The following is a 20,689-nucleotide window of genomic DNA, read 5'->3' as shown; positions in this document are numbered from 1 at the left end:
TCGCAATGACCACCGAGGCGTATATTTTCGATGCTGTCCGCACCCCGCGCGGACGCGGCAAGAAGGATGGCTCCCTGCACAGCGTCAAGCCCATCACCCTGCTGACCACCATGCTGAAGGCGCTGCAGACCCGCAACGACCTGGACACCGCCCAGGTGGACGATATCGTCATGGGCTGCGTCACCGCGGTGGGTGACCAGGGCGCCGATATCGCCAAGACCGCCGCCTTGGCGGCAGATTGGAATGAAGTGGTGGCGGGCGTTACCCTGAACCGGTTCTGCGCCTCGGGCCTGGAAGCGGTCAACCTGGCGGCCATGAAGGTGCGCTCGGGTTGGGAGGACCTGGTGGTCGCCGGTGGTGTCGAGTCCATGTCCCGTGTCCCCATGGGTTCCGATGGCGGCGCCTGGGCGAGCGACCCGGCCACCAACCTGCACACCGGCTTCATGCCCCAGGGCATTGGTGCCGATCTGATTGCCACTCTGGAGGGCTTCAGCCGGGAAGATGTGGACAATTTTGCCGTGCGCAGCCAGCAGAAAGCGGCGAAAGCCTGGGAAGCCGGCCACTTCGCCCGCTCCATCGTGCCGGTCACCGACCAGAACGGCGTTGTGATCCTCGAGCGCGACGAGCACGTCCGGGGCAACACCACCCTGGAGTCCCTGAGCCAGCTCAAGCCCTCCTTCCAGATGATGGGTGAGATGGGCTTTGACGGCGTGGCCCGGGAGAAATACCACCAGGTGGAGCGCATCAACCATGTCCACCACGCCGGCAACTCTTCCGGCATCGTCGATGGCGCCACCGCCATGCTGATCGGCAGCGAGGCCAAGGGCAAGGCGCTGGGCCTGCGCCCCCGGGCCCGCATCCTGGCCACCGCGGTCACCAGCACCGACCCCACCATCATGCTTACCGGCCCCGCGCCGGCCGCCCGCAAGGCCCTGGCCCGGGCCGGCATGAGCGCCGACCAGATCGACCTGTTCGAGGTCAACGAAGCGTTCGCCTCGGTGGTGATGCGCTTCCAGCGTGAGCTGAACGTGCCGGACGAGAAGGTCAACGTTAATGGCGGGGCCATCGCCATGGGGCACCCCCTGGGGGCCACCGGTGCCATGATCCTGGGCACCCTGCTGGACGAACTGGAGCGTCGCGAACTGCGCTACGGCCTGGCCACCCTGTGTGTGGGTGGCGGCATGGGCATTGCCACCATCATCGAGCGCTGCTAGTCCGCGACCCAATTCCAGAGGAGAACCGAATCATGAGTGCCATCCGTTACGACATCGACGCGGACAAGATCCTGACCCTGACCATCGACATGCCGGGCCAGTCCGCCAACACCATGAATGCCGCTTTCCGCGAGGCGCTGTCCGAGACTGCCGCCCGCGTCAAGTCCGATCTGGACAGCATCCGCGGCATCGTCATCGCCTCCGGCAAGAAGACCTTCTTTGCCGGCGGCGACCTCAACGAACTCTACAAGGTCACCCGCGACGACGCCGAGATGTTCGAGCGTATGGTCAGCGGCCTGAAAGCGGACATGCGGGCCATCGAGACCTGCGGCAAGCCGGTGGTAGCGGCCATCAACGGCACCGCCCTCGGTGGCGGGCTGGAAATCTGCCTGGCCAGTCATTATCGGGTAGCGCTGGATGACGACAGCATCCAGCTGGGTCTGCCGGAAGTGACCCTGGGCCTTCTGCCCGGCGGTGGCGGCACCCAGCGTCTGCCCCGCATGATCGGCCTGGAGGCCGCCTTCCCCTACCTGATGGAAGGCAAGAAGGTGAACCCCAAGGCCGCCCTCAAGGCCGGCATCATCGACGAGCTGGCGGCCGATCGGGATGACCTGATCGCCAAGGCCCGCGCTTTCATCGACGCCAACCCCAGCAGCCAGCAGCCCTGGGACAAGAAGGGCTTCAAGTTCCCTGGCGGCGCACCCCATCATCCCGCCATGGCCCAGAAACTGGCCATTGCCCCGGCCATGCTGAAACAGAAGACTCGCGGCTGCTACCCGGCGCCGGAGCGGATTCTGTCGGCGGCGGTGGAAGGCGCCCAGGTGGATTATGACAACGGCGATCGTATCGAGACCCGCTATTTTACCGAGCTGGTGATCGGCCAGGTGGCCAAGAACATGACCGGCACCTTCTGGTTCCAGCTCAACGCCATCAAGGCCGGCGAGAGCCGTCCCAAGGGCGTCGAGCGGGCCAGCTTCAGCAAGGTGGGCATACTGGGCGCCGGCATGATGGGGGCAGGTATCGCCTACGCCAGCGCCACCCGTGGCCTGGAGGTGGTCCTCAAGGACGTCTCTCAGGAAAACGCCGAGAAAGGCAAGGCCTACTCGCAGAAACTGCTGGACAAGAAAGTCAGCAAGGGCCGGCTGTCCGAAGCGGACCGGGACACCACCCTGGCACGCATCAAGGCCACCGAGGCGGTGGACGACCTGGCCGGCTGCGACCTGATCATCGAAGCCGTATTCGAGGACAGCGGCCTGAAGGCCCGCGTGACCCGGGAATCCGAGCCCAAGCTGGTGCCCGGCGGCATCTTTGCCTCCAACACCTCCACCATCCCCATCACCCAACTGGCGGAGGCGTCCGGCAAGCCGGAGAACTTCATCGGCCTGCATTTCTTCTCGCCGGTGGACAAGATGCAGCTGGTGGAGATCATCGTCGGCGAGAAAACCTCCGACGACACCCTGGCGCGGGCGTTCGACTACGTTCAGCAGATCGGCAAGATTCCCATCGTGGTGAACGACAGCCGGGGCTTCTTCACCTCCCGGGTATTCGGCACCTTTGTCAACGAGGGCGTGGCCATGCTGGGTGAGGGCATTCACCCCTCCAGCATCGAGAACGCCGGCCTGCTGAGCGGCATGCCGGTGGGGCCGCTGGCGATCTGCGACGAGGTCAGCCTGACCCTGATCCAGCACATCCGCGACCAGAGCCGCAAGGACCTGGAGGCGGCCGGCAAGACCTGGCAGGCCCATCCTGCCGAGGCGGTGGTGGACCGCATGGTCAACGAGCAGGGACGCAAGGGCAAGGCCGCCGGCGCCGGCTTCTACGAGTACCCGGCCGGCGGCAAGAAGCATCTGTGGCCGGAACTGGAAAAACTGTTCGTGGACCCGGACAAAGCCAACAAGGCCCGGCTGCAGGACCTCAAGGACCGGATCCTCTACATCCAGGCCATCGAGACCGTGCGCTGCCTGGAAGAGGGCGTGCTGCGCACCGTCGAGGACGCCAACATCGGCAGCATCTTCGGCATCGGCTTCGCACCCTGGACCGGCGGGGCCATCCAGTTCATCAACCAGACCGGGGTACGGGCATTCGCTGACCGGGCCCGGGAGCTGGCAGGCCAGTACGGTGAGCGCTTTACGCCACCGAAACTGCTGCTGGACAAGGCCGAAACCAACACACCCTTCGCCTGATCGGCCACTCGGGGAGGCTCCGGCCTCCCCGTTTCGTTTTGCCCACCACTGTACCTGCCACCGTTTCCGCCCCGCGCCGTTGAACCGCCGGCTTCATGGACATATTGTCACACAGGTACACCCTTGCCCTATGGCAACGCCCCGGGGGCTTGCCTACAATGAAATAACAGACTTTGCAGGTCGATCCGACCCAGTCCAGCGTAGAACTCAAGGCAGAACTTAAGAGGCTACGCGGGATTCTGAAACCTGCTCGCCAGCGGAGGTACGCCTTCGTCCTGGCCGCTCGCCGGAGCGGTCCATCCAATTGCTATCGGGTATGAATGCTATGACAACCACCGCACCAGTCGTTACCCATCGCGCTCTTGCCATACTGTCGCAGCGTCTCCGGCAGGGCGGCTGGGCCCTCGCCTTCTCACTCTTGCTGGTGCCGGCGGCGCTGCAGGCCAACACCGCGGTGGACCATGACGATGTCTTCGAGCCGGTCTCGCCCACGGTTGACCAGGCCCGGGCCAACATCCTGATTGCCCGCCAGCTCCAGTTCACCCATTTTCGTGAGCAGGCCATCAACGATGAGCTGTCCCGTCAGGTGTTCGACGCCTACCTGGACTACCTCGACGGCCAGAAGATCTACCTGACCCAGCAGGACGTGGAGCGCTTCGAGGGGCTGCGCAGCAGCCTGGATTCGGCCCTCAAGACCGGCCGCCTGGAACCGGGTTTCGAGATCTACAACCTGGTCCAGAAGCGCATGATCGAGCGCCTGGATTTCGCCATCAACCTGCTGGAAGGCGGCATTGACCAGTTCTCCTTCGAGACCGACGAGCGCTTGGTCCTGGATCGTTCCGAGGGGACCTGGGAGCCGGATCAGGCCGCGCTGGATGAGCTCTGGGTCCGGCGCATCAAGAACGCGGTGCTGGCCCAGCGTCTCAACGGTACCGCCGATGACAAAATCCAGGAATCCCTGATCCGCCGTTACGAGGGCCAGCGCAAGCGCGCCGTCCAGATGCGGAGTGAGGACGCCTTCCAGGCCTACATGAATGCCTTTACCGGGATGTGGGACCCCCACACCTCCTACTTCTCGCCGCGCACCTCCGAGAACTTCAACATCAACATGAGCCTGTCGCTGGAAGGCATTGGCGCGGTGCTGCAGTCCGACAACGAGTACACCAAGGTGGTGCGCCTGGTTCCCGGTGGCCCGGCGGCCAAACAGGGCCAGCTCAAACCCGCTGACCGCATCGTGTCGGTGACCCAGGAAGGTGAGGATAAGCCGGTCAACGTGATTGGCTGGCGCCTGGACGAAGTGGTGGATCTGATCCGCGGCCCCCGCAACTCCACGGTGCTGCTGGAGGTGATTCCCGCCAATGCCAGTGACGAGGCGATGACCCGCACCATCGCCATCGAGCGGGACAAGGTCAAGCTGGAAGAGCAGAGTGCCAGCAGTGACCGCATCGACATCGAACGCGGGGGTGAGAAATACCGGATTGGCGTGATCAACGTGCCCACCTTCTACGCCGACTTCAAGGCCATGCAGGAAGGCGACCCCAACTACAAGAGCACCACCCGTGATGTCCGCCGGCTGATCGAGGACCTCAAGAGCGAGGGTGTGGACGGTCTGGTGGTGGACCTGCGCAACAACGGCGGCGGCGCCCTCCACGAGGCCAACGACATGGTGGGCCTGTTCATCGACGAGGGCCCCACCGTGCAGATCCGCAACGCCGATTCGGATGTCCAGGTGCTCACCGATCAGGACCCCTCCATCGTCTACGATGGCCCGCTGGTGGTGCTGGTGAACCGCATGAGCGCCTCGGCTTCGGAGATCTTTGCCGGCGCCATCCAGGACTACGGCCGCGGCCTGGTGGTGGGCAGCCAGACCTTTGGCAAGGGCACCGTGCAGGCGGTACGGCCGCTGAATCACGGCCAGTTGAAGATTACCCAGTCCAAGTTCTACCGGGTCTCCGGCGGCTCCACCCAGCACAAGGGCGTGCTGCCGGACATCGAGATCCCCACCCGCATCGACAAGAGCCGAATCGGTGAGGACGCCCTGGAGAACGCCCTGCCCTGGGACCAGATCGAAGCCGTCCCCCACACCCGCTATTTCGATTTCAGCGCGGTGATTGACCGCCTGCGGGACAATCACGACGAGCGCTTCGCCGAGAGCGAAGAGTTCCAGCTGCTGCAGAAGGAAATCGACCTGCTCGAGGAGCAGCGCGAGATCAACTCGGTCAGCCTGAATGCCGACAAGCGCCGGGCCTACCAGCAGGAGCTGGAGGACCGCCAGCTGGCCATCGCCAACGCCCGCCGCAAACTGCGGGGCGAGGAGCCTTTCGAGACCCTCAAGGCCTACGAGGACTGGCAGGACACCGAGAACGCCACACCGGTGGACCGGGACGACCGTCTGGACTTCATTGTCCGGGAGGGCGGCCACATCATGGCGGACCTGCTGGAGCTGGATCGCCGCATGGCCTCCACGTCGGCGCCGGAGAAAATCACCGCCCAGGCGCCCTGATTTGGCAAGCGCCCGCCCGCCTGCACCGTTTCAGTCCACGGAAGGAAGTGTGAATGGCCAAGGATGACAAACCGCAGAAAGCCCGGGCCCTGGAGAGCCTGCTGATGGATGCCATGCACGCCATGACGTCCATGGACCAGGTGGAGGCGCTGGGCCTGACCCTGCCGAAGCAGGACGCAGACGCGGCCGCCACCAAGGCCGGCGGCCGGTCCGACGACGATTCCCTGGTAGACCGGATCACCGACCTCACCGGCTCGGCGCTGAGGCTGGCGGCGCGCTCCACCAGCACCTCCCTGCGGGTGGGCCGGGCGCTGATGAAATCCCAGGATCAGATCCGTGTGATGCTGGCCACCGGCCAGTCCCTGCGGGACATCCGGGAAGTGGCGGGGCTGACCCTTTCGGAAATGAGCGACGCCCTCAACCTGAGGGACAAGAGCCTGCTGGAGGCGGTGGAAAACGGCACCTCCACCCTGTCGTTCGAGCTGATCCTGCGGCTGGCGGCCCTGGTGGCCCGCAACGACCCGATTCCCTTTATCCTCAAGTACACCCGCACCTACAACCCCGAAGCCTGGCAGATCCTCAACGACTGGGGGGTTGGCAAACTGCCGCTGCAATTCGAGCGGGAGCGCCAGTTCATCAATATCTTCCGAAGCCATGACGACGCCAGGGAGCTCTCGGACGAGGGTTTTGAAAAGGTGCTGGCATTTACCCGCGAGAGTTTCGAGATGTCCCTGCATTTTGTCGCAGAGCAGGAGCAGGCTGTAGCGGAGATGAAGGCCCGCTATGAGGGCGGTGACAAGGCCGCCCGCGGAACGGACAAAAACAAGGGCCCGGCCTGATCAGGCCAGACCCGCTCAGCACTGGCGTTACTGGTCCTCGAACAACTGCCGCATACCGGTCACATTGGGGTTATGGACCACGCCCCGCTCGGTGACGATGACGTCGATCAGGCTGGCGGGAGTCACGTCGAACACCGGGTTGAACACCTCGACCCCCTCCGGCGCAATCGCCGTACCGCGGATTTCCCGCACTTCCAGGCCGTCCCGCTCCTCGATGGGAATCTTGCCACCGCTGTCCAGGGCCATGTCGATGGTGCTTGAGGGCGCGACCACCATGAACTTGACCTTGTGATGCCGGGCCAGAATGGCCAGGTTATAGGTGCCGATCTTGTTGGCCACATCGCCGTTGGCGGTGATGCGGTCGGCGCCCACCACCACCCACTTCACGTCGCCCCGGCTCAGGATGGTGCCGGCTGCGCCCTCGGCGTTGAGAGTGACCGGAATACCGTCCCGCATCAGCTCCCACGCAGTAAGCCGGCTGCCTTGCAGCCAGGGCCGGGTTTCGTCGGCGTAGACGCGGGTCAGGCGGCTGCCCTCGTGGAGACGCCGGATCACCCCCAGGGCGGTGCCGTAGCCACCGGTGGCCAGGGCACCGGTATTGCAGTGGGTGAGCACCGAGAAGGCACCCGACTCGGTCATGATATCCACGGCATGGTCCGCCATCGCCAGATTGGCGCTGATGTCGTCCTCGTGCACCTGCACCGCCGCCTCGGCCAGGCGGTTCACCGCCTGCTCCCGGGAACTGCAGGTCTTGAGCACATCCTTCATCAGGTTGATGGCCCAGAACAGGTTCACCGCGGTGGGTCGGGACTGTGCCAAAACCTCCATGGCGTTCTCGATGTCCCGGTCCCAGGTCTCGCGGCCACTGTTCCTGGCCGCCAGCGCCACACCATAGGCGGCGCTGATGCCGATCGCCGGGGCGCCCCGAACCACCATGTCCCTGATGCTCTGGGCCACGCCGTCAGCGTCGGTGAGCGTCAGCCAGTGCTCTTCGCCCGGCAGCAGGCGCTGGTCCAGCAGCTCGAGCCGGTCGCCGTGCCAGCGCAGGGCAACGGTGCCCAGGTTCGGCTGCTGGCCTTCGGTCTTGCCGGCTTGGGAGGATCCAGGGGTGGTTTTCGACATCAACAACTCCAATCAGGCAGTGAAACGTGGATTATAGCGAATTTGCCGCACAGGGTAGCTGGTGTAGGGGCGGGCCGTTATACTTTCAAGCCATTCCAGCTTCCTGATCACCGGCGGCGGCCTGAGGCGGCCGGTGCCGCCGGTAGGTAATTACCGGAACGGGTGGTTCGCGCACCAGGCAAAAGGCAAAGGCATGACTGCAGAAACGATTGTCGCGGTTGATACCCGCATCAACGCCCGCTGGCTGATCCCCATCGAACCGGCACGAACGGTGCTCGAGCACCAGGCCCTGCTGATCCAGGGCGATCGCATTGCCGCTGTGGTGTCGCAACAGGAGGCGGACCAGCGCTATCGCGCCCGGGAAACCCTGAACCTGGACAACCACGTGCTGATGCCCGGCCTGATCAACATGCACGGCCACGCCGCCATGTCCCTGTTCCGCGGCCTGGCGGACGACCTGCCACTGATGGACTGGCTGAACGACCACATCTGGCCGGCGGAAGGCCGCTTCGTGGACGCCGACTTCATCCACGACGGCACCCGGCTTGCCATGGCAGAGATGCTTCGCACCGGCACCACCACCTTTTCTGACATGTACTTTTTCCCCGAGGTGGTGGCCACAGTCGCCCACGATGTGGGCATGCGGGCACAAGTCTGCTTCCCGCTGCTGGATTTTCCCACCATGTGGGGCGCCGGGCCCGACGAATACCTGGCCAAGGGTGCGGAGCTGATTCGCCAGTGGCAGGGCAACAGCTACATCATGCCGGCGATTGGCCCCCATGCGCCCTACACCGTTTCGGACGGGCCCCTGCGCCAGGCGGTCGCGCTCGCCCGCGAAACCGGCGCCCGCATCCAGATCCATCTCCATGAGACGGCTCACGAGGTCACCGAGGCGGTGGAGAAAACCGGCTCCCGCCCGGTCAGCCGGATGGCGGAACTGGAGCTTCTGGGCCCGCAGACCCAGTGTGTTCACATGACCCAGATCGACGACAGTGACCTGGCCCACCTGAAGGCCACCGGCGCCCACGTGATCCACTGCCCCGAATCCAACCTCAAGCTGGCCAGTGGCTTCTGCCCCACCGAGCGGCTGCGCCGGGCCGGGGTCAATGTCGCCATCGGTACTGACGGCGCCGCCAGCAACAATGACCTGGACCTGTTCGGTGAGCTGGGCACCGCCGCGCTGATCGCCAAGACCGTGGCGGAAGACGCCGCCGCCCTGTCCGCCCACGATGCCCTGGCCATGGCGACCATCGCCGGTGCCCGCGCCCTGGGCCGGGACCATGAGCTTGGCAGCCTGAGCGCCGGCAAGCTGGCGGACGTGATCGCGGTGGACCTCAGCGACCCCTATATTCAACCGGTTTATGATCCCGCCTCCCACCTGGTCTACAGCAACCCGGGCCGGCAGGTAAGCCATAGCTGGATTGGCGGCGTACCTCAGGTACAGGACGGCCGCCTGACCCGGATCGACGTGCCGGACCTGATGCTCCGCGTCCGGGCCTGGTCGGACCGTATCCGCCAGGTGGACGCCGAGTGACCCGTGCAACCGACCGATTGACCCAAATGAGCAGGCACACATAGCCATGAGCAACCACAACGTAGACCAGAGTGAGATTGCCAAATTCGAAGCCCTGGCCAGCCGCTGGTGGGACCCCACCAGTGAGTTCAAACCGCTCCACGATATCAACCCGCTGCGGCTGAACTACATCGACGAGCGCGCGCCCCTGGCCGGCAAGAAAGTCCTCGACGTGGGCTGTGGCGGCGGCCTGCTGTCCGAGGGCATGGCCCTGCGCGGCGCCCATGTGACCGGTATCGACATGGGCGAAGCGCCGCTGTCGGTGGCAAAGCTCCACGGCCTGGAATCCGGCGTCAAGGTGGACTATCGCCAGACCACCATCGAGGCCATGGCGGACGATCCCGACCAGGCTGGCAGCTACGATGTGGTCACCTGCCTGGAAATGCTCGAACACGTGCCGGACCCGGCCTCGGTGCTGCGGGCCTGTGCCGCCATGCTGAAACCGGATGGCGATATCTTCGTATCCACCATCAACCGCAATCCGAAGTCCTTCCTGTTCGCTATCGTGGGCGCCGAGTACGTCCTCAAGCTGCTGCCCAAGGGTACCCATGAATGGCGGCGGTTCATCCGGCCCTCGGAAATGTCGGATTACCTGCGCCAGGCCGGCCTGGTGGTCCGGGAGCTGACCGGCATGACCTACAACCCGCTCACCAAAACCTATCGCCTGGGCCGGGATGTTGACGTGAACTATCTGATGCATGCCACCAAGCAGTCGGCCTGAGGGTCGCCGGAATTGAGCACCGATAGCGCAGTCCTGTTCGATCTCGACGGTACCCTGCTGGACACGGCGCCGGACTTCGTGCGCTGCCTCAACCAGCTGCGCCGGGAGCTGGCGCTGGCGCCGATGCCCGATGAAGAACTCCGGCGGTCGGTATCCAATGGCGCCCGCGCCATGATCGAGGCCGGCTTCGGCCTGACCCCGGAGGACGCCGACTACGCCGACCGCCATGGCGCCTTCCTGGATCTCTACGAGGCCGGCATTGCCGAGGAGACCCGGCTGTTCCCGGGTATGGAGGAGGTCCTGGCCTGGCTGGAGACGCACCGGATCCCCTGGGGCGTGGTCACCAACAAGCCGGCCAGGTTTACCTTGCCGCTGCTGGCGGCGCTGGCGTTGGACCAGCGTTGCGGCGTGGTGGTGTGCCCGGACCACGTGGCCCAACGCAAACCCCATCCCGAATCCATGTGCCTGGCCTGTCGGACGCTCGGCGCCAGGCCAGAGGCCAGCGTCTATGTGGGCGATCACCTGCGGGACATCGACGCCGGTCGCAACGCCGGCATGACCACCATCGCGGCCCGGTACGGCTACATCGACGATCCCGCCGAGGTGGTCAGCTGGCGGGCCGACCATGTGGTGGATTCGGCCACCGAGCTGGCCGTCCTGCTGCCGCGCCTGCTGCCGGTGGCAAATCCGACCTGATTCTGTCGTCCGCAACCGTTACAATATTCCACCTACCGCTTTCAGAAGTTCGACCAGGAGAAACTCTATGCATGACTACAAGGCGCCCGAAGGCCTGCTGAAGGACCGGATTGTCCTGGTGACCGGCGCTGGTAGCGGCATCGGCCGGACTGCGGCGAAGACTTACGCAGCCTACGGCGCGACTGTCATTCTGCTGGGCCGGACCATCTCCAAGCTGGAGTCCGTCTACGACGAGATCGAGGCGGCGGGCCATCCCAAACCCGCGATCGTGCCCATGAACCTGGAAGGTGCGGCGGTCAAGGACTACGAAGAGATGGCCATGACCATCGAGGACAACTTTGGCCGCCTCGATGGCCTGCTCCACAACGCCGGCCTGCTGGGCCAGCGCACGCCGGTGGAACTGAGTGACCCGGAGACCTGGGCCCGGGTGATGCAGGTCAACGCCCATGCCCCCTACCTGATGACCCGGGCGCTGATTCCCCTGCTGCGCCAGTCCAGCGACGCCTCGGTGATCTTCACCTCATCCAGCGTCGGCCGTAAGGCCCGCGCCTACTGGGGTGCCTATGCCATCTCCAAATTCGCCCTGGAGGGGCTCAGCCAGCTGCTGGCGGATGAACTGGACGACGAGCGCCATAATGTCCGGGTCAACAGCCTCAACCCAGGCGCTACCCGCACCAACATGCGGGCCCACGCCTATCCGGCGGAAAACCCCAGTGACAATCCGACGCCGGAGGACATCATGCCCATCTATCTGTACCTGATGGGCCGCGACAGCCACGGCGTTACCGGTCAGCAGCTGGACGCCCAGCCCAAGTGATGGAACTGCAGTTCTTTACCACGTCCCACTGCCAGCTTTGCGATCTGGCGGAGAACCTGCTGATTCACACGCCGCTGCCGGAGCCGATCCCGGTGGACGCCATCGATATCGCCCAGTCCGAGGCGCTGGTGGCCCGCTACGGCACCCGCATTCCGGTTCTGCGGCGTACCGACACCGGGGCCGAGCTGGACTGGCCGTTCGACCAGGCGCAGCTGCTGGCCTTCCTGGCAGCCTGATCCGGCACCGGAGACTGGCGTAAACACTCAGTAACTTCGACAGACTGAACCGAGGATTACCTGACATGCTGATGGTCGTATCACCCGCCAAGACCCTGGACTACGAGAACCCGCTGGCCACCGACACCTACACCCAGCCGGCGTACCTGGATCACGCCCGTGAGCTGGTGGATCAGCTCAAGGAGCTGGAGCCCCACCAGATCAGCAACCTGATGAGCATCAGCGACAAGCTGGGGCAGCTCAACGCCGAGCGCTTCGCCCAGTGGCACACGCCATTCACACCCGCCAACGCCCGCCAGGCGGTACTGGCGTTCAAGGGCGATGTCTATACCGGGCTGGACGCCGAGAGCTTCAGCGAGGCGGACTTCAAGTTTGCCCAGAATCACCTGCGTATCCTGTCGGGGCTTTATGGCCTGCTGCGGCCGCTGGACCTGATGCAGCCCTACCGTCTGGAAATGGGCACCAAATTCGAGAACAGGCGCGGTAAGGACCTCTACGCCTTCTGGGGTGACATCATCACCGACGCCCTTAATGAGGAGCTGGCCAGGGACGACGGTGTGCTGGTCAACCTGGCCTCCAACGAATATTTCAAGAGCGTCCGCAAGGCCAGGCTGGAGGCCCGCATCATCACGCCCCAATTCAAGGACTGGAAGAACGGCCAGTACAAGATGATCAGCTTCTACGCCAAGAAAGCCCGCGGCCTGATGTGCCGCTACGCGATCCAGAACCGCATTACCCAGGCCAGCGACCTCAAGGGTTTCGACCTGGAGGGCTACGCCTACAGCGCAGAACACTCCGAAGGCGACAACTGGGTGTTCCTGCGCAAAGAGTCGTCCTGATCAACCACAACTGCTGCGGCCCGAAGGCTGCAGCCAACAGAACCGTGAGTGACCTGCTCCATGAGTGAAGCCGTCTTTTCCCAGATCGCCATGCTCGTCCTGCTGACCGCGCTGATCGGCTATATGGGCTTTATCGTCTGGGACCTCGCCAAGAAATCCAGGGCCGGCCGCTTTGGCACCCTGGCCCTGTTTATCGTGCTGGGGGCCGGTGTCATCGGCTTTATCATCAAGACCGTCCTGGTCGAGGTGATGGGGCTTTAACCACCGGCAACAGCCACCTGCAAGCATCGCCCGCTGCCGTATCAACCAACGTTTTCTAGAAGGAATGCCGCACCATGTGGTTTCGCAATGCCCGTGTTTTCCGCTTTACCAAACCCTTCGACATCAGCGCCGAAGCGCTGGAAGAAAAACTGCAGCAGGAGGCCTTCAAGCCCTGCGGCCCCCAGGAAACCGCGCGCCAGGGCTGGGTCCCGCCGCTGGGCAAGCATGGTGAGCAGCTGGTGCACAGCGCCAACGGTTACCACCTGGTGGCCCTGCGCAAGGAGGAGAAACTGCTGCCGGGCTCGGTGGTGAAGGAGCTGGTGGCTGAAAAAGTGGAGGCCATCGAGCAGGAACAGCACCGCAAGGTCCGCAAGAAGGAAAAGGACGAGATCAAGGAGCAGGTCCTGCTGGAGATGCTGCCCCAGGCCTTCTCCAAGAACCGGCGCAGCTACGCCTACCTGGCGCCGGAAGACGGCTTGCTGGTGGTGGACGCCGGCTCCGCCAAGCAGGCCGAGGACCTTGCTTCCCACCTGCGCAAGGCCCTGGGCTCACTGCCGGTGCGCCCGCCCGTGGTGGAACAGGCGCCGGCGTTCACTCTCACCGGCTGGCTGGCACAGACCATCGATCTGCCGTCCAGCGTGACCCTGGGCACCGAATGCGAGCTCAAGGACCCCGGTGAAGACGGCGGCGTGGTGCGCTGCAAGGGCCTGGACCTGCAGGGTGACGATATTCGCACCCATCTGGATGCCGGCATGCAGGTGACCAAGCTGGCGCTGACCTGGGACGACAACGTGTCCTTCGTGCTGGACGAGGAGCTGGGCATCCGCCGCCTCAAATTCGGCGAGACCCTGCAGGAGAAACTGGACGGTGTCGACGCCGATGACGCCGCCGCCCGCTTCGACGCCGCCTTTGCCCTGATGACGCTGGAACTCTCGCGGCTGGTGCCGGGGCTGCTGGAGGCCCTCGGCGGCGAGGATCGCAGCGCCATCGTCGACGCCGCCTGAAGCGCGCAACGGGGTCAGATGAAACGATCGTCTGACCCCGATTTCGACGGGTTTTGGCTAGTGCGCCGTGGACCCGAGCCGCTCCCGCTGCCACGCCCGCTCCGGCTCATTGAGAACAAGCCGCAGATCCATCACCTCCTCCTCCCGGTTGTAGTGCACCTCGAAGCCCAGGCGGTCGGCCAGTTGCAGCATGGGGCGGTTCTCCGGCAGCACGTGGCCCACCATTTCCACCGTGCCCCGGCTACGGCAGTAGTCGATCATCTTGCGCATCAGGATCATGCCCAGACCCTCGCCTTTCATCTTGTCGTGCACCATGACCGCGAACTCGCACCGCAGGTTGTCGGGATCGGTCCAGACCCGCACCGTGCCCAGGGTCTCCTCACCCTTGCCGTCCTCCTTCGGCGCGTTGGCGACAAAGACCATCTCCCGGTCGTAATCGATCTGAACCATCTGGGCCACGTCTTCCCGTGAGAAATGCTTGCGGAACTGGAAGAACCGGTAGCGGATGGATTCCGGCGACTGGTGCTCGTGGAAGCTGCGATGAGTGGGTTCGTCCTCCGCCAGCACCGGCCGCAGGATTACCCGGCGGCCGGACTTCGGCAGCACCACCCACTCCTCCAGCTCCCGCGGGTAGGGCTGGATGATGGGCCGCCCGGGCTCGTCCGACAGGTCGATGGCGACGTCGATGGCCACCGCTCCCTGTTCGTTGAACAGCAGCGGCTGTATCTCCAGCCCCCGGATCTCGGGGATATCGATGACGATCTGGGACAGGGTCACCAGGGTCTCCCCCACTGCCCGGATGTCCTCCTCCGGCCGCAGGCTGTACTCCATCAGCAGCTTGTACATGTAAGTCCGGCGCAGCAGCTCCCGCGCCAGCACCATGTTCAGGGGAGGCAGCGCGATCTGCCGGTCGGTGATCACGTTGATGTGGGCGCCGGCGGCGCCACACACCACCAACGGCCCGAAATTCGGGTCACGGGTGATACCGACACTGAAGGCCACGCCGCCCACGTGCTGGTGTGAACGCTGGACGGCGAAGCCGAGAAAGCCGCTGTCCGGGAAGTGGGTCTGGTACTCCTCCATCAGTGACCGGCAGGCCTCCAGGATGGTGGCCTCACCGGTCAGGCCATACCGGGTGGCCTTGAACCGGCCCGGCCCGGTGCTGCGGTCGACAAAGGGCTGGCAGGCCCACTCGTGCAGCAGAGTGACGTCCACCGGCCGGCGCTCCACCGCGTAGGCCTCCACCACCTCTTCCTCGTCGTCGCAGTAGATGGTGGCCAGGGTGTTGACGCCGTAATCCCGCAGGATGCTGCGGGCCTCCTGGTTGGACAGCAGGTAGCGTTCCTCCCGCAGCGCCCGCAGCACGATACCGCGGGTGTGGGCGCGATCGGCAAAGTGATCGGTAAAGGACTCCGGGGTCTCCGCCAGCAGGCGCTGGACACGCTGGTGGTTGACGTGCTGCATGAAGGCCTTGACCGCTTTCTCCGGCGAGAAAAAGGACGGCACGCCGGCGCGATAGAACTCGTCACGGGCGTCCATCACCGTGCTCTGGCCGAGCCAGCAGGTAAAGATGTTCAGGCGGGTGCCCTTGGCCGCCTGTATCACCGCGTCGGCAATCCGCAGGCTGTCCTCCATCAGCGTCGGGGCGTACATGACCAGCACGTTGGCCACACCCCGGTCCCTGGCCAGTATTTTTATGGCGTTGGCGTAGAGCTCCGGCGAGGCATCGTAATTCAGGTCGATGGGGTTCTTGCGGCTCCAGTAGGGGGGCAAAAGCTCCGCCAGGGCCTCGATGGTCTTCGGATCCAGCGTTGCCAGCTCGCCGCCCTCCCCGGACAGGCGATCCACCGCCAGCACGCCGGGGCCGACGCCGTTGGCCATGATGGCGAGGGATTCCCGCCGCAGCGGCCGCATCCGGGTAAGTGTCTCCAGGGCGTCGAACATCTGGCCCAGGCCGTCCACCCTCAGTACGCCGGCGCGCTGCAGCAGGGCATCGAATATGGGGTCGGTGCGGTTGATGCCGGCGGGCAGCTGGTAGGGGAACCATTCCGACTCCGGCACCCGACCACTCTTGACCGCGATCACCGGCTTGGTGCGGGACGCCACCCGCACCGCCGACATGAAGCGACGGGGGTTGGGAATGTTCTCAAGGTGCAACAGGATGGCACGGGTCTGGCTGTCCTGGGCGAGGTAGTCGATCAGGTCGTCATGGTCGATGTCCATGCCGTCGCCCAGGGTCAGAAAGTAGGAAAACCCCACCCCACGGGCGAAAGCCCAGTCGATCAGTGAGCTGGCAATGGTGCCGGACTGGCCCACGAAGGCCACCTTGCCGGGAATGGCACCCATGTGGGCGTAGGTGGCATTGAGGCTGCGGGCCGGCACCATCAGGCCGATGGTGTTGGGGCCGAGCACCCGGATACCGGTTTCCCGGGCCGCGTCCCGCACCGAATACATCAGCGGCTGGCCGGTCTTGCTGTGGGCCCGCGACATACCTCCGGTCATCACGATGGCGGTGCGGACCCCGGCCTGGCCGAGGTTGCGCACCAGCTTGGGCACTGTATCCGGCGGCGTACAGATGATCGCCAGGTCCGGTGTGAAATCCAGCTTGGAGATCTTGCGGGCGCAGGGCACGCCGTGGACGTTGTCGTAATCGCTCTGGTTGACCACCTGCAGCCGGCCCGGGTAACCGCCTGACATCAGATTCCGCAATACCATGCCGCCGAGATTGCTGGCACGCTCCGAGGCGCCGATCACCACGATGGAATCGGGGTTGAACAGGCTCTCAAGGTATCGGGTCCCCACGGCGTGTCTCCTCGGATCTCTGGCTGGCTGGGCAAGGATTCACTATACACGATGCATCTTAGGCACTGACACGGGGATTGGAAATGCCGCCGGCCGCAGGATGCCGCCGGATTTACGACCAAAGAAGGCAGCGACCGGTCGCCAACCTTGGTACCATGCCAGAAAACAGGTTTTCCACCCTGCATGCCGGCTGCAAGGCGACGACATACAGGGCGCCGGCAAGGATCAGGTCCACCATGACAACCGCATTCTTCTCCCACGACGATTACCAGAAGCACAACATGGGGCCCGAGCACCCTGAGTCACCGGATCGGCTGGTGGCCATCATCAGCTACCTGGCACAGACCGGCCTGGACCAGGAACTGGACTGGGTACGGCCGGACGAAGTCACCCGCGACCAGCTCACCCTGGTGCATCCGGAAAGCTACCTGCACCAGCTTGACCTCATGCAGCCCACCCGGGGCCGGGTCTTCACGGATCCGGACACCGCGATGATGCCGGATACGCTGCGGGCCGCCCGCCTGGCGGCGGGGGCCAACATCCAGGCGGTGGACATGGTGATGGCGGGCCAGGTCACCAACGCGTTTGTCTGCGCCAGGCCGCCGGGCCACCACGCCGAACGCACCAAGTCCATGGGCTTCTGTTTCTACAACAACATCGCCCTGGCCGCCAGACGCGCCCTCACCTTCCACGGTCTTGAGCGGGTCGCCATCATCGATTTCGACGTTCATCAGGGCAACGGCACCGTTGATATCGTCGGTGGGGACGACCGCATCCTGATGTGCTCCAGCTTCCAGCACCCTTTCTACCCGCATTCCCACTGCCATCGCCAGGCCGACAACATCATCAACACGCCCATCGCCGCCGGCACTTCGGCCGCTGACTACCGCAGGAAAGTGGAAGCGGACTGGCTGCACGCGCTGCAGGATTTCCGGCCGCAGCTGGTGCTGGTGTCGGCCGGTTTTGACGGCCATCGCCAAGACCCCCTGGCAGAGCTGAATCTCGAGGTGGCGGACTACCGCTGGCTGACGGACATGCTGACCAGCGTGGCCCACGATCACGCCAACGACCGGCTGGTTTCAACGCTGGAAGGGGGCTACCACCTGCGGGCGCTGGCGGAGAGTGTGACGGCTCACCTGCAGGGCCTCACCGCGATCCGGTAAGGCCCGCGGCCAGCCGCGGTCTAGCCGTTGCGGTCCGGGCTGAAGCCGCCGTCTGCCTGCTGCAGGTCCGGGCGCTCGCCCTTACGCTCCAGACGGATGGTGGTACGACGGTTCTCGGCCCGGTTGGTGCGGGAGGCCGGATACTGGTCACTGTGGGCGCGGCTAATGATCATGTCGTCCGAGATACCCTGGGCTTTGAGGTAGTCCGCCACCACGTTGGCCCGTTCCTCGGACAGGGCCCGGTTGTGAATCCGGCTGCCCACCCGGTCGGTATGGCCATCGACGAAGATCCGCTCGACGCTGCTGTCGGCCTTCACATAGGTGACGATATCGTCCAGCAACGCCCGGTCAGAGGCCGACAGGTTCGCGCTGTCACTGGCAAAGGTGACCCGGGAGCGCTTGATCTGGTCGTAGTTCACCGGCAGCAGGCTGCTGGTGCAGTTGCGGTAGCCTTCGAACGGGCCCTGGAAATTGATGTTGGACAGCCGCACCCGCACCAGTTCATTGCTGTACCAGGACTGCCGCGTCAGAGTGGGCGCCATGCCCTCCATCAGGCCGGCCACCAGGGCCATGGCCATGCGGGTGTCCAGCGCCACCGGCCGCTTGCCCTCGGCCACCTGGACCGGACCCAGGGGCCTGGGGTTGCTGCCGGGTCGCCAAGCCGGTGCCTCCACCACCAGACTGCCCTGTCCCGGACGCATCAGATTGATGTCCGACTCCAGGTGGAAGCCGAGGGATTCACCGGCGCGATGGCGGAACACCGCCCGGCCGAATCCCGGCACCTGGTGGGTCAGGGTGCAGTCGAATACCGATTCGGACAGGTACCACTGGCTGTTTTCTATGCCGGCACCGTAGGTGCTGGCCAGGCCTGAGGCCGGGCTGGCTGTCAGCAGGAGGGCGGCCAGCAGGGCGTGTCTGGGAGTCCGTCGCATGGTCTCAATTCCGGTTTGGCGGGCACTGGGCCGGCCGGGTTACGCGCGTCTACCTGGTTATCGGCAGCCGTAACCAAGTCTTTAGCACGTCCATTTGAAAGTCCCCTCTTTGAAAGCCCCCTCTGGTATACTCTGGCGCTGCCGGAAATGATCGCCTCCCGGCGATGGATCAACACGACGCCTCAGGAAACCGCCCTGTAATGACCGAGCAACTGACCATTACCCGCCCCGATGACTGGCATCTGCATCTGAGGGACGGCAAGGTTCTCAACGATGTGGTGCCCGCCACGGCCCGCTGTTTCGCCCGCGCCATCGTGATGCCCAACCTGGTGCCGCCGGTGACCGACGCCGGCATGGCCATGGCCTACCGGGATCGCATCCTGGCGGCCAGGGGGCCTTTCGACGGCTTCGAGCCGCTGATGACCCTTTACCTGACCGAGCAGACCACCCCCGAGCAGATCCGCGAAGCCAGCGCCCAGGGCGTGGCGGCGGCCAAGCTCTACCCGGCCGGAGCCACCACCAATTCCGCTTCCGGGGTGAAGGACATCAGGCGCATCCACCCGGTGCTGGCCACCATGGCCGAATGCGGCATGCTGCTGCTGGTGCATGGCGAGGTCACCGACAACCATGTGGACATCTTCGACCGGGAGAAGGTCTTCCTGGATAAGGTCCTGGTACCCACCCTGGAGGCCTTTCCCGAGCTTAAGGTGGTACTGGAACACATCACCACCGCCGATTCTGCGCAGCTGGTGCGACAGCACACCGGGGGTAACCTGGGGGCCACCATCACCCCCCAGCACCTGATGTACAACCGCAACCACATGCTGGTGGGGGGCATACGGCCCCATCTGTACTGCCTGCCGATCCTCAAGCGCAATACTCACCAGCAGGCCCTGCAGGATGCGGTGGTCAGCGGCGACACGCGGTTCTTCCTGGGCACCGATTCCGCGCCCCACGCCAGCCATCGCAAGGAAAACGCCTGCGGCTGCGCCGGCTGCTACTCGGCTTTCGGGGCGATCGAACTTTACGCCGAAACCTTCGAGGATCTGGGCGTGCTGGACAAGCTGGAGGCCTTTGCCAGTTTCAACGGCGCCGACTTCTATGGCCTGCCCCGGAACCGGGACACCATCACCCTCGTGCGCGAGACCTGGCAGGCGCCCCTGAGCCTGCCCCTGGGTGACGATACCATCGTACCCCTGCGGGCCGGCGAGCAGCTGCGCTGGCGCCTGGCGGCACCCACCCCGACAAGCCAAGGAGTCTGAGTGACTGTAGAAGCAACACCTCCGTCCCCCATGGCGAGCCGATTCCGCGGCTTTCTCCCGGTTGTCGTGGATGTGGAGACCGGCGGCTTCAATCCGCGCACCGATGCCCTGCTGGAGTTGGCTGCTGTCCTGATCGAAATGGATGACGATGGTTTGCTCTATCCTGGTGAATCACACCACTTCAACGTGGAACCGTTTCGCGGCGCCAACATTGAGCAGGCGGCGCTGGATTTCACCGGCATCGACCCTGACAACCCGTTACGCCATGCGGTGGATGAGGCCGAGGCATTGAAGGGCGTTTTTGATCCGGTGCGCCGGGCCGTGAAACGCCATGGCTGCACGCGCGCAGTGCTGGTGGGCCATAACGCCTTTTTTGATCACGACTTCGTCAAGGCCGCAGTGGAGCGCGCCGACATCAAGCGCGATCCGTTCCATCCCTTTTCATGCTTCGACACCGTGTCGCTTGCCGGCCTCGCCTTTGGCCAGACCGTGCTGGCCAAGGCCTGCGACATGGCCGGCATT

General features: G+C 64.7%; 18 protein-coding genes. 15 read left to right on the top strand and 3 right to left on the bottom strand.

Going from position 1 to position 20,689, the window contains the following annotated elements; translation table 11 throughout:
• The first annotated feature begins 5 nt into the window (after nt 1-5).
• The 4 genes from R3280_RS09435 to R3280_RS09420 all read left to right on the top strand — a co-directional run bounded on the left by R3280_RS09435 (nt 6) and on the right by R3280_RS09420 (nt 6,739).
• Nucleotides 6-1,214 carry an acetyl-CoA C-acetyltransferase gene (locus tag R3280_RS09435; protein ID WP_318998349.1) on the top strand — a complete coding sequence of 403 codons (1,209 nt, stop codon included), beginning with the start codon at nt 6-8 and terminating at the stop codon, nt 1,212-1,214.
• 32 nt (nt 1,215-1,246) lie between these two features.
• Nucleotides 1,247-3,397 (top strand): 3-hydroxyacyl-CoA dehydrogenase NAD-binding domain-containing protein, encoded by a 2,151-nt coding sequence (locus R3280_RS09430; RefSeq protein ID WP_318998348.1) that lies wholly within the window; start codon nt 1,247-1,249, stop codon nt 3,395-3,397.
• Between the two features lie 325 nt (nt 3,398-3,722).
• Entirely contained in the window at nt 3,723-5,900 is a 2,178-nt protein-coding gene (locus tag R3280_RS09425; protein WP_318998347.1) for a carboxy terminal-processing peptidase, read from the top strand.
• 53 nt (nt 5,901-5,953) lie between these two features.
• Nucleotides 5,954-6,739 carry an XRE family transcriptional regulator gene (locus R3280_RS09420; protein WP_318998346.1) on the top strand — a complete coding sequence of 262 codons (786 nt, stop codon included), beginning with the start codon at nt 5,954-5,956 and terminating at the stop codon, nt 6,737-6,739.
• 27 nt (nt 6,740-6,766) lie between these two features.
• Here the strand turns inward: R3280_RS09420 and mtnA are convergent, their stop codons facing one another.
• Nucleotides 6,767-7,861, bottom strand: a complete 1,095-nt coding sequence (gene mtnA / locus R3280_RS09415) for an S-methyl-5-thioribose-1-phosphate isomerase (protein WP_318998345.1) — start codon at nt 7,859-7,861, stop codon at nt 6,767-6,769.
• Between the two features lie 193 nt (nt 7,862-8,054).
• Here mtnA and R3280_RS09410 point away from each other — a divergent pair, with 193 nt between their 5' ends.
• The 8 genes from R3280_RS09410 to rdgC all read left to right on the top strand — a co-directional run bounded on the left by R3280_RS09410 (nt 8,055) and on the right by rdgC (nt 14,008).
• Nucleotides 8,055-9,395, top strand: a complete 1,341-nt coding sequence (locus tag R3280_RS09410) for a TRZ/ATZ family hydrolase (protein ID WP_318998344.1) — start codon at nt 8,055-8,057, stop codon at nt 9,393-9,395.
• Nucleotides 9,396-9,441: 46 nt separating this feature from the next.
• Nucleotides 9,442-10,155: a bifunctional 2-polyprenyl-6-hydroxyphenol methylase/3-demethylubiquinol 3-O-methyltransferase UbiG gene (ubiG, locus tag R3280_RS09405; protein ID WP_318998343.1), complete on the top strand. Its 714-nt coding sequence runs from the start codon at nt 9,442-9,444 to the stop codon at nt 10,153-10,155.
• A gap of 12 nt (nt 10,156-10,167) precedes the next feature.
• On the top strand, nt 10,168-10,851 hold the full coding sequence (locus R3280_RS09400; protein ID WP_318998342.1) for an HAD-IA family hydrolase: 684 nt from the start codon (nt 10,168-10,170) through the stop codon (nt 10,849-10,851).
• A 67-nt stretch (nt 10,852-10,918) separates the two neighbouring features.
• On the top strand, nt 10,919-11,668 hold the full coding sequence (locus R3280_RS09395) for a YciK family oxidoreductase (protein ID WP_318998341.1): 750 nt from the start codon (nt 10,919-10,921) through the stop codon (nt 11,666-11,668).
• Complete coding sequence (locus R3280_RS09390; RefSeq protein WP_318998354.1) at nt 11,668-11,904, top strand: glutaredoxin family protein; 237 nt, start codon at nt 11,668-11,670, stop codon at nt 11,902-11,904. The genes R3280_RS09395 and R3280_RS09390 overlap by 1 nt, the downstream gene beginning before the upstream one ends.
• 65 nt (nt 11,905-11,969) lie before the next feature.
• Nucleotides 11,970-12,743, top strand: coding sequence for a peroxide stress protein YaaA (gene yaaA / locus R3280_RS09385; RefSeq protein WP_318998340.1), 774 nt, complete (start codon nt 11,970-11,972; stop codon nt 12,741-12,743).
• Between the two features lie 60 nt (nt 12,744-12,803).
• Nucleotides 12,804-13,004, top strand: a complete 201-nt coding sequence (locus R3280_RS09380; protein ID WP_318998339.1) for a DUF2788 domain-containing protein — start codon at nt 12,804-12,806, stop codon at nt 13,002-13,004.
• Nucleotides 13,005-13,078: 74 nt separating this feature from the next.
• Complete coding sequence (gene rdgC, locus R3280_RS09375; RefSeq protein ID WP_318998338.1) at nt 13,079-14,008, top strand: recombination-associated protein RdgC; 930 nt, start codon at nt 13,079-13,081, stop codon at nt 14,006-14,008.
• 57 nt (nt 14,009-14,065) lie between these two features.
• Here the strand turns inward: rdgC and R3280_RS09370 are convergent, their stop codons facing one another.
• Complete coding sequence (locus tag R3280_RS09370; protein ID WP_318998337.1) at nt 14,066-16,810, bottom strand: bifunctional acetate--CoA ligase family protein/GNAT family N-acetyltransferase; 2,745 nt, start codon at nt 16,808-16,810, stop codon at nt 14,066-14,068.
• A 236-nt stretch (nt 16,811-17,046) separates the two neighbouring features.
• On the opposite strand from R3280_RS09370, the gene R3280_RS09365 reads away from it, so the two are divergent.
• Nucleotides 17,047-17,973, top strand: a complete 927-nt coding sequence (locus tag R3280_RS09365) for a histone deacetylase family protein (RefSeq protein WP_318998336.1) — start codon at nt 17,047-17,049, stop codon at nt 17,971-17,973.
• A gap of 20 nt (nt 17,974-17,993) precedes the next feature.
• On the opposite strand, the gene R3280_RS09360 is transcribed toward R3280_RS09365, so the two are convergent.
• On the bottom strand, nt 17,994-18,905 hold the full coding sequence (locus R3280_RS09360; RefSeq protein WP_318998335.1) for a flagellar protein MotY: 912 nt from the start codon (nt 18,903-18,905) through the stop codon (nt 17,994-17,996).
• Nucleotides 18,906-19,105: 200 nt separating this feature from the next.
• Between R3280_RS09360 and pyrC the strand changes: the two genes are divergently transcribed.
• Nucleotides 19,106-20,167, top strand: coding sequence for a dihydroorotase (pyrC, locus tag R3280_RS09355; RefSeq protein WP_318998334.1), 1,062 nt, complete (start codon nt 19,106-19,108; stop codon nt 20,165-20,167).
• Nucleotides 20,168-20,197: 30 nt separating this feature from the next.
• A partial coding sequence (gene rnt / locus R3280_RS09350) for a ribonuclease T (RefSeq protein ID WP_318998353.1) occupies nt 20,198-20,689 on the top strand: 492 nt, incomplete at its 3' end.

This window comes from Marinobacter sp., assembly GCF_033722195.1.
Lineage (GTDB): Bacteria > Pseudomonadota > Gammaproteobacteria > Pseudomonadales > Oleiphilaceae > Marinobacter.
Note: the sequence above shows the minus strand (reverse complement) of the source record. Positions and strands in the feature narration are given on the sequence as shown.

What these genes read in the sequence shown, in the direction of transcription:
- R3280_RS09395 (WP_318998341.1), top strand. Translation starts at nt 10,919, where the DNA reads ATGCATGACTACAAGGCGCCCGAAGGCCTGCTGAAGGACCGGATTGTC.
- mtnA (WP_318998345.1), bottom strand. Translation starts at nt 7,861, where the DNA reads ATGTCGAAAACCACCCCTGGATCCTCCCAAGCCGGCAAGACCGAAGGC.
- R3280_RS09390 (WP_318998354.1), top strand. Translation starts at nt 11,668, where the DNA reads ATGGAACTGCAGTTCTTTACCACGTCCCACTGCCAGCTTTGCGATCTG.
- R3280_RS09420 (WP_318998346.1), top strand. Translation starts at nt 5,954, where the DNA reads ATGGCCAAGGATGACAAACCGCAGAAAGCCCGGGCCCTGGAGAGCCTG.
- rdgC (WP_318998338.1), top strand. Translation starts at nt 13,079, where the DNA reads ATGTGGTTTCGCAATGCCCGTGTTTTCCGCTTTACCAAACCCTTCGAC.
- R3280_RS09360 (WP_318998335.1), bottom strand. Translation starts at nt 18,905, where the DNA reads ATGCGACGGACTCCCAGACACGCCCTGCTGGCCGCCCTCCTGCTGACA.
- ubiG (WP_318998343.1), top strand. Translation starts at nt 9,442, where the DNA reads ATGAGCAACCACAACGTAGACCAGAGTGAGATTGCCAAATTCGAAGCC.
- R3280_RS09365 (WP_318998336.1), top strand. Translation starts at nt 17,047, where the DNA reads ATGACAACCGCATTCTTCTCCCACGACGATTACCAGAAGCACAACATG.
- yaaA (WP_318998340.1), top strand. Translation starts at nt 11,970, where the DNA reads ATGCTGATGGTCGTATCACCCGCCAAGACCCTGGACTACGAGAACCCG.
- R3280_RS09410 (WP_318998344.1), top strand. Translation starts at nt 8,055, where the DNA reads ATGACTGCAGAAACGATTGTCGCGGTTGATACCCGCATCAACGCCCGC.
- R3280_RS09430 (WP_318998348.1), top strand. Translation starts at nt 1,247, where the DNA reads ATGAGTGCCATCCGTTACGACATCGACGCGGACAAGATCCTGACCCTG.
- R3280_RS09425 (WP_318998347.1), top strand. Translation starts at nt 3,723, where the DNA reads ATGACAACCACCGCACCAGTCGTTACCCATCGCGCTCTTGCCATACTG.
- pyrC (WP_318998334.1), top strand. Translation starts at nt 19,106, where the DNA reads ATGACCGAGCAACTGACCATTACCCGCCCCGATGACTGGCATCTGCAT.
- R3280_RS09380 (WP_318998339.1), top strand. Translation starts at nt 12,804, where the DNA reads ATGAGTGAAGCCGTCTTTTCCCAGATCGCCATGCTCGTCCTGCTGACC.
- R3280_RS09435 (WP_318998349.1), top strand. Translation starts at nt 6, where the DNA reads ATGACCACCGAGGCGTATATTTTCGATGCTGTCCGCACCCCGCGCGGA.